We start from the raw sequence: 13,536 nt of genomic DNA on the forward strand, positions 1-13,536 counted from the left end.
AGTAATATAGTGCTTCGCTTGAGAATAGTATGTAGTACTAGCATTACTACTCTCTAAAACGAGGTGATTCAAATGGAAATGCAAGAGCATATTGGTTCTAGAGTTGAAGCAAGATTATCTAGCAGAAAACGGAAAGTCATGTATTTTGTAATAAAGAGAGTAACAGATATTGTTATTAGCTTTTGCTTACTTTTAATATTATCTCCTTTACTATGGTTTATCAGTAATCGAATAAATAAGAAAGAGGGGACACCAATCTTTGATAGAAAAAGATGTATAGGGAAGGGAACAAATTCTTTTATAATGTATAGCTTCCGCACGATGACAAATCCATCGATGGTTATTCGCTCAATACCACTAGATCCTAATCTAGCTGTATTCACATCAACAAACAACACTTCAGGTATCCTCACTTCAACTGGTATATGGCTAAAACGTTATCATCTGCATCTGCTACCACAGTTATGGAATGTTCTTAAGGGAGAGATGAGTCTTGTTGGGCCAACTCCTATAATCATAGATGGTACAAACTCCAGTCTGAATCGTTTACAGGTAAAACCAGGTATTACAGGATATGCACAAGTTTTCGGGAATAAGGAATCTACTGTACAATTTAGGAATAATGCAAATCAATTCTATATCGAGAACTGTTCGTATAAATTGGATTTGATCCTACTATTTCAAACATTAAAGAAGCTTTTCAAGAAAAAACCTAAATCTTTCTAGTTTTCAATAAGATAGAATTCCGATACTATTAGGGTATTAGTAGTAGGGGGGATTCGATGATATTATTTTCTGCAAAAATATCTGATAAACATCAAGAAAAACTAAAACAACAATTTCCAGAGCAGCATTTCGTTTTCAGCAATGCCAATGAATTAGAAAAATATATTCCTGATGCTGAAGTTTTCGTCACATATGGGGATGATGTAACTACAGAATTAGTTACAGCAGGAAAAAAACTTAAATGGATTGCAAGTCTTTCTGCAGGTGTTGAAGGTTCACCTTTTCAATTAATAAAAGAAAAAGAAATTTTGTTTACTAATGCAAGGGGCATCCATAAGATTCAAATGGCTGAATATGCTATTTCCATGCTTTTACAAGTATACCGTCAAAGTAACGTTGTACGTACAAATGAAATAAACCATAAATGGGATAAAACTGTTCGCATGCAAGAAATAACTGGAAAAACAATGCTGATTGCAGGTACAGGAGCAATTGGTGGAGAGGTTGCCCGACTTGCGAAAGCCTTTCAAATGAATACTATCGGAATATCAAGAAGTGGCCGAAAGGTAGAATATTTTGATGAAAATCATTCAATCGATGAATTAGATAGTATCCTCCCAAGCGTTGACTTTGTTGTATCGGTGCTTCCAAGTACAGATGAGACAAAGGGAATTTTTGCGTATAAACAATTTAAAGCGCTGCCGAATCATGCCGTCTTTTTAAACATGGGACGAGGGGATGCAGTTATTGATGAGGATTTATTACAAGCAATTAACGAAAGTGAAATCGCCCATGCTGTTTTAGATGTGTTCAATGAAGAACCATTATCAGCGGATCATATTTTTTGGGAACAAGAGAAAATAACGGTAACGCCGCATATTTCAGCAATGTCGCCAAATTACGTTCCAAGAGCGTTAGATATTTTTACAGCAAATCTAAATACGTATATAAAAGGTGAAGGTGAATATATTAATGTGATTGACCTAAATAGGGGGTACTGAGATTGCGAATATATACTCGTTCAGGTGATAAAGGAAAAACATCGCTTATTTATGGGGAACGTGTTCCGAAAAATGACTTACGTGTGGAAGCATATGGTACTTGTGATGAAGCAAACTCGATGATTGGCCTTGCATTAAGTTTTCTTGATGAGGCAGCTTGGAAAGGGAAAATAGAATTTCTAGAAAAAATGCATCGGGTTCAGACGATTATTTTTCATGCAGGTTCAGAACTCGCTACACCTAAGGATAAGGAAGTTGCTTGGAAGCTCAGACAGGAGCATATTCAAGAATTAGAGGACCAAATTGATGAATGGGATGCACAATTAGAGCCATTAAAGAATTTTATTTTACCATCGGGTCATCGTGCTTCAAGTTCCTTGCATATGGCAAGGACAATCGTGAGGAGAGCTGAACGAATTGCAGTTTCTTTAGGGGAAGAACTAGAGAATTCGCTTGTCTGTCCATATTTAAATCGTCTGTCAGATTTTCTGTTTGTAGCTGCCAGATACGTAAACAAAAATTTAGGTGGCGAAGAGAGACCGCTGGCAGCTGATATATAATTGCAGTTAGCAACTTTTGACAAAGTACTTATATTGACAGAATACTACTATAGAAGGTACACTAATTATAAAGATTATAAAATGATAATATTATTAGACTTGAATATAATTATTGAAAGAGAGGTGGATGACCGTGTCTGAAAAACGTTTACGTCAAGCGATTGATACATTAAAGGACTCAGGCGTTCGGATCACGCCACAACGTCATGCTGTTCTTGAATATCTTCTAACTTCTATGGTTCATCCAACTGCGGATGAAATTTATAAAGCTTTGGAAAGTAAATTTCCCAATATGAGTGTAGCAACAGTCTATAATAATTTGCGTGTCTTACGAGAAGTAGGTCTTGTCCGTGAATTAACATATGGCGATGCTTCAAGTAGATTTGATTGTAATACAACAGAGCATTATCATATCATTTGTAATGAATGCGGGAAAATTGTTGATTTCCAATACCCATCATTACAAGAAGTAGAGTCTTTAGCAGAGCAAGTGACAGGATTTAATGTCAGCCATCATCGCTTAGAAATTTATGGGACTTGTGAAGACTGTAAACATGTTGCAGCAGCAAAACATTAAAAAATCCAAATGCAAAATTTTGCATTTGGATTTTTAAATTTGATGGTTTATGTTTATATCTTTCTAGTTCTAAGAAAAACGTTTATTTTGTTGCATCTTTGCCTTTGGCATATCGGCGTGTATTATATTTCTCATCGAATTCCTTGCCCTCTAATTTCTTATCCATCGTTAATGGTTGTTTACAATGCATACAAGCATCAACGCGCCCAAGCATTTTCGTATGCTTATCGCAGCTTGGACAAACAACAGGTACCGCCTTCAAGGAAAGCGAACCAATCCACAAGTAAACAACACAACTTAGCAGTACCATCAATACTCCTAAAATAAAGAATATCACCATTAACCATTCAATTTTCCTAGTTAAGAGACCTACATACATGATAAGAATTCCAGCAAAAACTAATATTAATGCAAATGAACGTATTTTATTTATTTTACTTGAATAGACTAATCTCTGCACAGCCATGTTCTTCCCCCTTATTATTCTCTTGGTAGATAAGAAAGTATAAAAACTTTCTCACAACATAAGTGTAACTAAGACTGTCACTTAAAAGTCAGATGACAGCCAAGTTTTTCTAATAGTATAGCATATTTCGCCTTAAAATTTACAGATTGTTTAATTATCGATGTAGCAAAGAAATTTTTTAGGTGATAAAAAGGTATTTTGTATAAGTATATCGAAATGAATAATGTAAGAAATTAAATCGTAGCTGTGAAGATAGAAATGGAGGAAATCGAGAAATGGAAAATTTCCTAAGACCGATTTACCAAGAACGTGCAAGTAACCAGAATACAAAGGGAATAACGATGATAGAAAAGACTACACAACACAGTACTTTAACAGATAGCTTTGATATCATTATGCTGATCATTGTGACGGATGTGGATCAAGCTTGGCAAGTCAAACATTATGAATTTGAAGGGAAGACAGCCGCATTACATACAGTAAGAGAAGATATGTTAATGAACTGGATTGATACTAGTGGTTACCGTGCAGCTGTTGAATGGATAATCGAAGGACAGATCGTATTTGATCGAAATGAATATATGAGTAATCTAAGGAATCAGCTTAGAGAATTTCCAAATACAAAAAGGGATTTAAGGAAGGTCATTGAATTTGGAAAACTAATCAAGAGTTATACTGAAGCTAAGAATCTTTTTGAAATGGAGGATTTTAAAGATGCACATAGTAAAATTATGAATTCACTCCTTCATTTAGCAAGGTTAGCTGTTATTGAAAAAGGATATTATCCAGAAGTAACAGTCTGGAGCCAAGTAAAGAAAATAGATTTAGAAGTGTATAAGTTATACGAAGAATTTATTGAAAGCAATGAAGAAATATCTAAGAAGGCTGAGCTGATGATACTTGCGATGGAGTACGTTATAAGCAATCGAGCAAGAACTTCAGTAAACCATTTATTAACGGTAATGCAAACGAAAGAATCAGAATGGTCATTTGCCGAACTAACGAATGAAGATACGCAGGCCTATATTTTAGATTTAGCAGCAATAATTTCTTACCTTGCTGAAAAAGAAATAATTGAAATTGTTCTAGAGCCAACAAAAGGAATCGATGTTCATCAGAGAAAATATAAAATTAAATCATAAATAATCACCTAAATTATTTATCAGCATAAGTTACAATATAATATTTCAACCAAATATAAGCGCCATAATCCTATCTCGATATTTTTGTTTAGATTGGATTATGCGCTTTATTGATTAATATATATTTGGGAATTATCACAGGCTTATAATAGGAAGAAAAAATTCATAGCATTTTCTAGAAGTTTACACAGTAAATTATTTCTTTAAAATCGTTGACTTAATTATTTAACCATGATACATTTATAAACGTCGCTGAAACAAAACAACTTAACGACAAAAAATAAAAAAATACTTGTTGACAATTTGATTACAAGTATGTTACATTAATAAAGTCGCTGATTTACGAAGCGATAACAACATTTGCTCTTTGAAAACTGAACAAAACAACCAGTATGTCAACGAAAAGAAATGTGTTTTCTTTTCAACAAAACAAGAAGGTAACACTTCTTAAAGCTAAGACATTATATGGAATTGATTGGTGTCAATTTCATTTCAAACACTTTATTGGAGAGTTTGATCTTGGCTCAGGACGAACGCTGGCGGCGTGCCTAATACATGCAAGTCGAGCGCAGGAAGCTTTTCTGATCCCTTCGGGGTGAAGAAGAGTGGAATGAGCGGCGGACGGGTGAGTAACACGTGGGCAACCTACCTGTAAGATCGGGATAACTCGCGGAAACGTGAGCTAATACCGGATAACACTTTTTACCTCATGGCGAGAAGATGAAAGGCGGCGCAAGCTGTCACTTACAGATGGGCCCGCGGCGCATTAGCTAGTTGGTGGGGTAATGGCTCACCAAGGCGACGATGCGTAGCCGACCTGAGAGGGTGATCGGCCACACTGGGACTGAGACACGGCCCAGACTCCTACGGGAGGCAGCAGTAGGGAATCTTCCGCAATGGACGAAAGTCTGACGGAGCAACGCCGCGTGAGTGATGAAGGTTTTCGGATCGTAAAACTCTGTTGTTAGGGAAGAACAAGTATGATAGTAACTGATCATACCTTGACGGTACCTAACCAGAAAGCCACGGCTAACTACGTGCCAGCAGCCGCGGTAATACGTAGGTGGCAAGCGTTGTCCGGAATTATTGGGCGTAAAGCGCTCGCAGGCGGTCTTTTAAGTCTGATGTGAAATCTCGTGGCTTAACCACGAACGGTCATTGGAAACTGGAGGACTTGAGTACAGAAGAGGAGAGTGGAATTCCACGTGTAGCGGTGAAATGCGTAGAGATGTGGAGGAACACCAGTGGCGAAGGCGACTCTCTGGTCTGTAACTGACGCTGAGGAGCGAAAGCGTGGGGAGCGAACAGGATTAGATACCCTGGTAGTCCACGCCGTAAACGATGAGTGCTAGGTGTTAGGGGGTTTCCGCCCCTTAGTGCTGAAGTTAACGCATTAAGCACTCCGCCTGGGGAGTACGGCCGCAAGGCTGAAACTCAAAAGAATTGACGGGGGCCCGCACAAGCGGTGGAGCATGTGGTTTAATTCGAAGCAACGCGAAGAACCTTACCAGGTCTTGACATCCTTTTGCCCTCCCTAGAGATAGGGATTTCCCTTCGGGGACAAAAGTGACAGGTGGTGCATGGTTGTCGTCAGCTCGTGTCGTGAGATGTTGGGTTAAGTCCCGCAACGAGCGCAACCCTTGATCTTAGTTGCCAGCATTTAGTTGGGCACTCTAAGGTGACTGCCGGTGACAAACCGGAGGAAGGTGGGGATGACGTCAAATCATCATGCCCCTTATGACCTGGGCTACACACGTGCTACAATGGATGGAACAAAGGGCTGCAAAACCGCGAGGTCAAGCAAATCCCATAAAACCATTCTCAGTTCGGATTGTAGGCTGCAACTCGCCTACATGAAGCCGGAATCGCTAGTAATCGCGGATCAGCATGCCGCGGTGAATACGTTCCCGGGCCTTGTACACACCGCCCGTCACACCACGAGAGTCGGTAACACCCGAAGTCGGTGAGGTAACCTCTATGGAGCCAGCCGCCGAAGGTGGGACCAATGATTGGGGTGAAGTCGTAACAAGGTAGCCGTATCGGAAGGTGCGGCTGGATCACCTCCTTTCTAAGGAATATTCGGAACGCTATCTTTAAGATAGTAAGGACATACTGTGTTGTTTGGTTCAGTTTTGAGAGAGCAAATCTCTCATTTTATACTTTGTACCTTGAAAACTAAATAAGAGTAACAACGACATCAATTTTTAAAATTAAAGCAAGGCTAATAAATTAGTACGCTTATTTACTAACTTAGTTAAGTGAATAAGGGCGCACGGTGGATGCCTTGGCACTAGGAGCCGATGAAGGACGGGACTAACACCGATATGCCTCGGGGAGTTGTACGTAAACTTTGATCCGAGGATTTCCGAATGGGGAAACCCGCTGTTCGTAATGGGACAGTACCATTATCTGAATACATAGGATAATGGAGGCAGACCCGGGGAACTGAAACATCTCAGTACCCGGAGGAAGAGAAAGCAAATGCGATTTCCTGAGTAGCGGCGAGCGAAACGGAATTAGCCCAAACCAGAAAGCTTGCTTTCTGGGGTTGTAGGACACTCCTTTGGAGTTACAAAAGAATTCTTTAGACGAATCGATCTGGAAAGGTCAGCCATAGCGGGTAACAGCCCTGTAGTCGAAAAGGAATTCTCTCCGGAGTGTATCCTGAGTACGGCGGAACACGAGAAATTCCGTCGGAATCCGGGAGGACCATCTCCCAAGGCTAAATACTCCCTAGTGACCGATAGTGAACCAGTACCGTGAGGGAAAGGTGAAAAGCACCCCGGAAGGGGAGTGAAATAGTACCTGAAACCGTGTGCCTACAAGTAGTCGAAGCCCGTTAATGGGTGACGGCGTACCTTTTGTAGAATGGACCGGCGAGTTACGATCGTATGCAAGGTTAAGTGGAAGACACGGAGCCGCAGCGAAAGCGAGTCTGAATAGGGCGTTTATAGTATGCGGTCGTAGACCCGAAACCGTGTGATCTACCCATGTCCAGGGTGAAGGTCAGGTAACACTGACTGGAGGCCCGAACCCACGTATGTTGAAAAATGCGGGGATGAGGTGTGGGTAGGGGTGAAATGCCAATCGAACACGGAGATAGCTGGTTCTCTCCGAAATAGCTTTAGGGCTAGCCTCAAGCATTGAGTATTGGAGGTAGAGCACTGATTGAACTAGGGGCCCTCACCGGGTTACCGAATTCAGTCAAACTCCGAATGCCAATTACTTCAGCTTGGGAGTCAGACTATGGGTGATAAGGTTCATAGTCGAAAGGGAAACAGCCCAGACCGCCAGCTAAGGTCCCAAAGTATACGTTAAGTGGAAAAGGATGTGGAGTTGCCCAGACAACCAGGATGTTGGCTCAGAAGCAGCCATCATTTAAAGAGTGCGTAATAGCTCACTGGTCGAGTGACTCTGCGCCGAAAATGTACCGGGGCTAAACGTATCACCGAAGCTGCGGATTGTTCTTCGAACAATGGTAGGAGAGCGTTCTAAGTGCTGTGAAGTCAGACCGTGAGGACTGGTGGAGCGCTTAGAAGTGAGAATGCCGGTATGAGTAGCGAAAAAAGAGTGAGAATCTCTTTCACCGAATGCCTAAGGTTTCCTGAGGAAGGCTCGTCCTCTCAGGGTTAGTCGGGACCTAAGCCGAGGCCGAAAGGCGTAGGCGATGGACAACAGGTTGATATTCCTGTACCACCTCATGATTGTTTGAGCGATGGGGGGACGCAGTAGGATAAGGAATGCGCACCGATGGATGTGTGCGCCCAAGCAGTGAGAAAGTTGGATAGGCAAATCCGTTCAACAATTTCAAGCTGTGATGGGGAGGGAAATTAGTACCGAAGTTCCTGATTTCACACTGCCAAGAAAAGCCTCTAGTTAGATCATAGGTGCCCGTACCGCAAACCGACACAGGTAGGCGAGGAGAGAATCCTAAGGTGAGCGGGAGAACTCTCGTTAAGGAACTCGGCAAAATGACCCCGTAACTTCGGGAGAAGGGGTGCTTCATTAACATGGAGCCGCAGTGAATAGGCCCAAGCGACTGTTTAGCAAAAACACAGGTCTCTGCGAAGCCGAAAGGCGAAGTATAGGGGCTGACACCTGCCCGGTGCTGGAAGGTTAAGGGGAAATGTTAGCACTTCGGTGCGAAGCATAGAACCGAAGCCCCAGTAAACGGCGGCCGTAACTATAACGGTCCTAAGGTAGCGAAATTCCTTGTCGGGTAAGTTCCGACCCGCACGAAAGGTGCAACGACTTGGGCACTGTCTCAACGAGAGACCCGGTGAAATTATACTATGCGTGAAGATGCGCATTACCCGCGACAGGACGGAAAGACCCCGTGGAGCTTTACTGTAGCCTGATATTGAATGTTTGTGCAGCTTGTACAGGATAGGTGGGAGCCGTTGAAGCGTGAGCGCTAGCTTACGTGGAGGCGCCCGTGGGATACCACCCTAGTTGTATGAACCTTCTAACCCAGGACCGTGATCCGGTTCGGAGACAGTGTCAGGCGGGCAGTTTGACTGGGGCGGTCGCCTCCCAAAGAGTAACGGAGGCGCCCAAAGGTTCCCTCAGAATGGTTGGAAATCATTCGTAGAGTGTAAAGGCAGAAGGGAGCTTGACTGCGAGACCTACAAGTCGAGCAGGGACGAAAGTCGGGCTTAGTGATCCGGTGGTTCCGCATGGAAGGGCCATCGCTCAACGGATAAAAGCTACCCCGGGGATAACAGGCTTATCTCCCCCAAGAGTTCACATCGACGGGGAGGTTTGGCACCTCGATGTCGGCTCATCGCATCCTGGGGCTGTAGTCGGTCCCAAGGGTTGGGCTGTTCGCCCATTAAAGCGGTACGCGAGCTGGGTTCAGAACGTCGTGAGACAGTTCGGTCCCTATCCGTCGTGGGCGTTGGAAGTTTGAGAGGAGCTGTCCTTAGTACGAGAGGACCGGGATGGACACACCGCTGGTGTACCAGTTGTTCCGCCAGGAGCATCGCTGGGTAGCTACGTGTGGAAAGGATAAGTGCTGAAAGCATCTAAGCATGAAGCCCCCCTCAAGATGAGACTTCCCATCACTTCGAGTGAGTAAGATCCCTCAGAGACGATGAGGTTGATAGGTTCGGTGTGGAAGCGTGGTGACACGTGGAGCTTACGGATACTAATCGATCGAGGACTTAACTAAATTCTTATTTGATTGTCGTTGACCATTACTCTTATTTAGTTTTTAAGGTATAAAGCATAATCTTTTTAAGAAAATGCTTGAAATTCTTAATAAAAAGTAGTATAATATAGATTGTCACTAATTTTCAAAAGAGATGATTTGGATTTAAATTGTCTGGTAGTAATAGCGAAGAGGTCACACCTGTTCCCATACCGAACACAGCAGTTAAGCTCTTCAGCGCCGATGGTAGTTGGGACTTTGTCCCTGCAAGAGTAGGACGCCGCCAGGCAATCTCCATTCAGCAATATTAATATGTTGAATGAAGCTGCTCCGAATAATCTTGCAATAGGACAGGCAATTATGCTTGGACATAGGCATGGTATTCGAATTTGAATTATTCCACAGTAGCTCAGTGGTAGAGCAATCGGCTGTTAACCGATCGGTCGTAGGTTCGAATCCTACCTGTGGAGCCATGGAGAGCTGTCCGAGTGGCCGAAGGAGCACGATTGGAAATCGTGTAGGCCGTTACACGGCCTCGAGGGTTCGAATCCCTCGCTCTCCGCCATTTTAAAATAAATAACGGCCCGTTGGTCAAGCGGTTAAGACACCGCCCTTTCACGGCGGTATCACGGGTTCGAATCCCGTACGGGTCACCAATAATGGAGGATTAGCTCAGCTGGGAGAGCACCTGCCTTACAAGCAGGGGGTCGCAGGTTCGAGCCCTGCATCCTCCACCATAAACTTTTAATATTACCGCGGGGTGGAGCAGTCTGGTAGCTCGTTGGGCTCATAACCCAAAGGTCGTAGGTTCAAATCCTGCCCCCGCAACCAAATTTGTTAATAAATGTTTTGTACATAAAACATTTCACTAACATATTATATATGGTCCGGTAGTTCAGTTGGTTAGAATGCCTGCCTGTCACGCAGGAGGTCGCGGGTTCGAGTCCCGTCCGGACCGCCATCTATATTTGGCTCGGTAGCTCAGTCGGTAGAGCAAAGGACTGAAAATCCTTGTGTCGGCGGTTCGATTCCGTCCCGCGCCACTTTTTATATGGAGGGGTAGCGAAGTGGCTAAACGCGGCGGACTGTAAATCCGCTCCCTCAGGGTTCGGCAGTTCGAATCTGCCCCCCTCCACCATATTTTTTTATAAGCAAGTAGGGGTATAGTTTAACGGTAGAACTACGGTCTCCAAAACCGTCAATGTGGGTTCGATTCCTACTACCCCTGCCATTTTATTTTCACGGCGGTTGTGGCGAAGTGGTTAACGCACCGGATTGTGGCTCCGGCACACGTGGGTTCGATCCCCATCAATCGCCCCATAAATAATTATCAATAAACAATTTAAATATTGGGCTATAGCCAAGCGGTAAGGCATCGGGTTTTGATCCCGTGTATCCTAGGTTCGAATCCTAGTAGCCCAGCCATTTGCGGAAGTAGTTCAGTGGTAGAACACCACCTTGCCAAGGTGGGGGTCGCGGGTTCGAATCCCGTCTTCCGCTCCAATATTTATTTTTAAATATAAATGGCGGTATAGCCAAGTGGTAAGGCAAAGGTCTGCAAAACCTCTATCACCGGTTCAAATCCGGTTACCGCCTCCATAATATTATAATAACATGCCGGTGTGGCGGAATTGGCAGACGCGCGGGACTCAAAATCCCGTGTCTTCACGGACGTGTCGGTTCGACCCCGACCACCGGTATCTTAGAATGTTTTTAGTTAAGATATATGAATCTAGATGTGCTTATAAACCTTGATATGAATGGGTTTATAAGCTTTTTTTCTTATCTTGAGTATTCGACAGTATTCGACAGTTCTTATATCGTTTTATACATTTTTTACACACCATTTACACAATCATACTCTCAAAAGTTTCTACTGTCACCTGCTCGTCTTGCAAGCGTAATTCTGTTAGAACATGTGTGTATTCTTTTAAAGTTGTTTCAATATCACTATGGCCTAATCTTTCACTTACATAATGAATGGAAGCCTTTTGATAGAGAAGGACACTTGCATGAGTGTGACGTAATCCATGAATAGTTATCGGTTCAATATTTAACTCCATCAGCAGTTTTTTTAGTAACTTATTGGCGTTAGTATTGCTAAGGACTTTGTATTTTGATGCTGGACTGTAGAATACTAATTGATGAATATTCGATGGAGTAATGCTAAATAATTCTTTAAAATGATTCATCGTAAGTCTATCCATCTTTATGATTCTATTTGACTGTTCGTTTTTCGTTGGGCCAAAATCTTCAGGTGAGTTTTTCTTGTAGCCCCAAGTCTTGTTTATATTGATAGTGTTGTTAGCAAAGTTAAAATCCTTTCTTGTTAGACCTACAAGCTCACCAAAACGCATTCCAGAGGTTAGTGCAAGAAGTATTAAGGAATATCCTAATCCATCGTCAATCTTGCTCCATATGCTTCGTAATAGCTGTTCACTCTCATCATAGTTCAAATGTTTATCTACCGATTTTTTTGCTTGAACAGTCCAAGTTGGTTGAGTCTTTCTTGTAAAATCAATTTGGATTAGTTGTTCCTCCATTGCGTCTTTTACACATGATTTAATATGTCCGTGTACTTTAGCAACAGTTTCTTTTGCTCTCTTATTCCCAAACCAATTTAAGAATTTTTGATAATCATATCTTTTGATATTTTGAATAGGTGTATCAAAAAAATATTCTTTGACCGCACCTAATGAGTATTCATAATGTTTCAAAGTAGTTGGGCTGACCTGAGGTTTCTTATAAAGCTCAATCCAGTTTTTAAAGTATTCATCAAAGGGTACCTTTTTTAAAACGGGATTTATGCCCTTTGCTAATTGTGCTTCAACTTCTGCTGCTGCAATCTGTGCCTCCTTTTTAGTGCGGAATCCCCCTTTTCTGATGGGATTTTGTTTTCCATTTATAGTGCGACTAACTGTGTATTGATAAGTTTTTCCTCTTTTTTGTATACTAGCCATACTTTCCCCTCACTTTATAGATAAGGGTGGTCGTCGATAATAGGTCACCCTTATCTTATCAAGTTTTGTTCAATTTTTGTAGTGTTGTATTATGAATAATTTCTTTTTCTGATGATATAATTGTTTATTACTGTAAGTGAGAAAATATATGGTGGAAATTTTTATCCAAAAAATCAGTCATTTTCAAGGCGTGAAAAGACCATGATTGACCTTTGGTTTTTGGATAGTATACAAATCCGCCGTAGTCTGCATCAAGCACTTCCTTGAACTTTTGTGGATAAAGAATGTTTTCTTTGATCCATTCATGTTTTCGGTTAATTCTTACTTCAAGATTTTTCATTGTCCAATAAACACCTTTTAATTGTTGTTGCTTTAGCTCTTGGAGCTCTACTTTTGAAATAAGAACTGAATCAGAAGGTATTGGTATTGTTAAATTTACTGATAGTTGTTGCATTCTCTTTTTCTCCTCAATTTAAGATTTAGGCTTGAACATGCTATGCCTTTAATATACTTCGAATTCTATCTAGAATGATTTATAGTGAATTCTGCTGATTTCTATTATTATTATAAAATTAAAACCAGGATACAGCCACACGGCTTATACTCAATAGATATAATTGTCCAAAGGTAACAAGTGCTATACTGAATGTATACATGGATTTTTCATATATTTTTGCGGAAATACTCTCGATTCCTTCTTAATCCTCGTAAATATGGAAAATTGGATAAAAAATTGAAAATACCTCCTAATATCAAAAGAAAATTTATAAAAAAATTTGGGGAGGTAGCTACTTTGATAGGTTAAAGTATCGCAAAGTTTGTCGCCCCCACCCCTAAAGTAACATGCTTATTAGGATTTTTTTTCTATACTTACCGGTAAGGAGTATGCTAGAAGGTTCCGTTTGTGGAGAGTTTAAAGTGGAAAGCCTTCATTCCTTGATCAATGATTTAAAGA

Annotated in this window: 8 protein-coding genes, 14 tRNA genes and 3 rRNA genes; 22 read left to right on the forward strand and 3 right to left on the reverse strand. The window is 41.6% G+C overall.

Features of this window, described 5'->3' with window-relative positions; translation table 11 throughout:
• Positions 1–72 precede the first annotated feature (72 nt).
• From CUC15_RS05520 to perR, 4 genes are all read left to right on the forward strand, one after another.
• Positions 73–726: a sugar transferase gene (locus CUC15_RS05520; RefSeq protein ID WP_114915714.1), complete on the forward strand. Its 654-nt coding sequence runs from the start codon at positions 73–75 to the stop codon at positions 724–726.
• 56 nt (positions 727–782) lie between these two features.
• The gene (locus CUC15_RS05525; protein WP_114915715.1) at positions 783–1,727 is read left to right on the forward strand and encodes a D-2-hydroxyacid dehydrogenase; all 945 of its coding nucleotides are present in this window, start codon (positions 783–785) and stop codon (positions 1,725–1,727) included.
• A gap of 2 nt (positions 1,728–1,729) precedes the next feature.
• Positions 1,730–2,287, forward strand: coding sequence for a cob(I)yrinic acid a,c-diamide adenosyltransferase (locus CUC15_RS05530; RefSeq protein WP_114915716.1), 558 nt, complete (start codon positions 1,730–1,732; stop codon positions 2,285–2,287).
• A 127-nt stretch (positions 2,288–2,414) separates the two neighbouring features.
• On the forward strand, positions 2,415–2,864 hold the full coding sequence (perR, locus tag CUC15_RS05535) for a peroxide-responsive transcriptional repressor PerR (protein WP_423241360.1): 450 nt from the start codon (positions 2,415–2,417) through the stop codon (positions 2,862–2,864).
• Positions 2,865–2,946: 82 nt separating this feature from the next.
• Here the strand turns inward: perR and CUC15_RS05540 are convergent, their stop codons facing one another.
• Entirely contained in the window at positions 2,947–3,330 is a 384-nt protein-coding gene (locus CUC15_RS05540; RefSeq protein WP_114915718.1) for a YgzB family protein, read from the reverse strand.
• A 275-nt stretch (positions 3,331–3,605) separates the two neighbouring features.
• Here CUC15_RS05540 and CUC15_RS05545 point away from each other — a divergent pair, with 275 nt between their 5' ends.
• The 18 genes from CUC15_RS05545 (at position 3,606) to CUC15_RS05630 (ending at position 11,321) form a co-directional block, all read left to right on the forward strand.
• Positions 3,606–4,472 (forward strand): nucleotidyltransferase-like protein, encoded by an 867-nt coding sequence (locus CUC15_RS05545; RefSeq protein ID WP_114915719.1) that lies wholly within the window; start codon positions 3,606–3,608, stop codon positions 4,470–4,472.
• A 501-nt stretch (positions 4,473–4,973) separates the two neighbouring features.
• Positions 4,974–6,540 (forward strand): 16S ribosomal RNA (locus CUC15_RS05550).
• A 184-nt stretch (positions 6,541–6,724) separates the two neighbouring features.
• Positions 6,725–9,642 (forward strand): 23S ribosomal RNA (locus CUC15_RS05555).
• A gap of 152 nt (positions 9,643–9,794) precedes the next feature.
• Positions 9,795–9,910 (forward strand): 5S ribosomal RNA (rrf, locus tag CUC15_RS05560).
• The 16S, 23S and 5S rRNA genes sit together here with 14 tRNA genes alongside, the layout of an rRNA operon.
• A 109-nt stretch (positions 9,911–10,019) precedes the next feature.
• A tRNA-Asn gene (locus CUC15_RS05565) sits at positions 10,020–10,094 on the forward strand.
• Between the two features lies 1 nt (position 10,095).
• A tRNA-Ser gene (locus CUC15_RS05570) sits at positions 10,096–10,186 on the forward strand.
• Between the two features lie 16 nt (positions 10,187–10,202).
• Positions 10,203–10,277 (forward strand) — tRNA-Glu (locus CUC15_RS05575).
• A 5-nt stretch (positions 10,278–10,282) separates the two neighbouring features.
• A tRNA-Val gene (locus tag CUC15_RS05580) sits at positions 10,283–10,358 on the forward strand.
• Between the two features lie 17 nt (positions 10,359–10,375).
• Positions 10,376–10,452, forward strand: a tRNA-Met gene (locus tag CUC15_RS05585).
• A gap of 53 nt (positions 10,453–10,505) precedes the next feature.
• Positions 10,506–10,582: transfer RNA gene (locus CUC15_RS05590), tRNA-Asp, on the forward strand.
• 9 nt (positions 10,583–10,591) lie between these two features.
• Positions 10,592–10,664, forward strand: a tRNA-Phe gene (locus CUC15_RS05595).
• A gap of 10 nt (positions 10,665–10,674) precedes the next feature.
• Positions 10,675–10,759: transfer RNA gene (locus CUC15_RS05600), tRNA-Tyr, on the forward strand.
• A 19-nt stretch (positions 10,760–10,778) separates the two neighbouring features.
• Positions 10,779–10,852, forward strand: a tRNA-Trp gene (locus tag CUC15_RS05605).
• A gap of 13 nt (positions 10,853–10,865) precedes the next feature.
• A tRNA-His gene (locus CUC15_RS05610) sits at positions 10,866–10,941 on the forward strand.
• A gap of 30 nt (positions 10,942–10,971) precedes the next feature.
• A tRNA-Gln gene (locus CUC15_RS05615) sits at positions 10,972–11,046 on the forward strand.
• A 3-nt stretch (positions 11,047–11,049) separates the two neighbouring features.
• Positions 11,050–11,124: transfer RNA gene (locus CUC15_RS05620), tRNA-Gly, on the forward strand.
• A 22-nt stretch (positions 11,125–11,146) separates the two neighbouring features.
• Positions 11,147–11,220 (forward strand) — tRNA-Cys (locus tag CUC15_RS05625).
• Between the two features lie 17 nt (positions 11,221–11,237).
• Positions 11,238–11,321 (forward strand) — tRNA-Leu (locus CUC15_RS05630).
• 147 nt (positions 11,322–11,468) lie between these two features.
• On the opposite strand, the gene CUC15_RS05635 is transcribed toward CUC15_RS05630, so the two are convergent.
• Positions 11,469–12,581, reverse strand: a complete 1,113-nt coding sequence (locus CUC15_RS05635) for a site-specific integrase (protein ID WP_114915720.1) — start codon at positions 12,579–12,581, stop codon at positions 11,469–11,471.
• A 127-nt stretch (positions 12,582–12,708) separates the two neighbouring features.
• Positions 12,709–13,035 (reverse strand): DUF771 domain-containing protein, encoded by a 327-nt coding sequence (locus tag CUC15_RS05640; protein ID WP_114915721.1) that lies wholly within the window; start codon positions 13,033–13,035, stop codon positions 12,709–12,711.
• Positions 13,036–13,536 lie beyond the last annotated feature (501 nt).

The organism is Oceanobacillus zhaokaii, assembly GCF_003352005.1.
Taxonomy (GTDB): domain Bacteria; phylum Bacillota; class Bacilli; order Bacillales; family Amphibacillaceae; genus Oceanobacillus; species Oceanobacillus zhaokaii.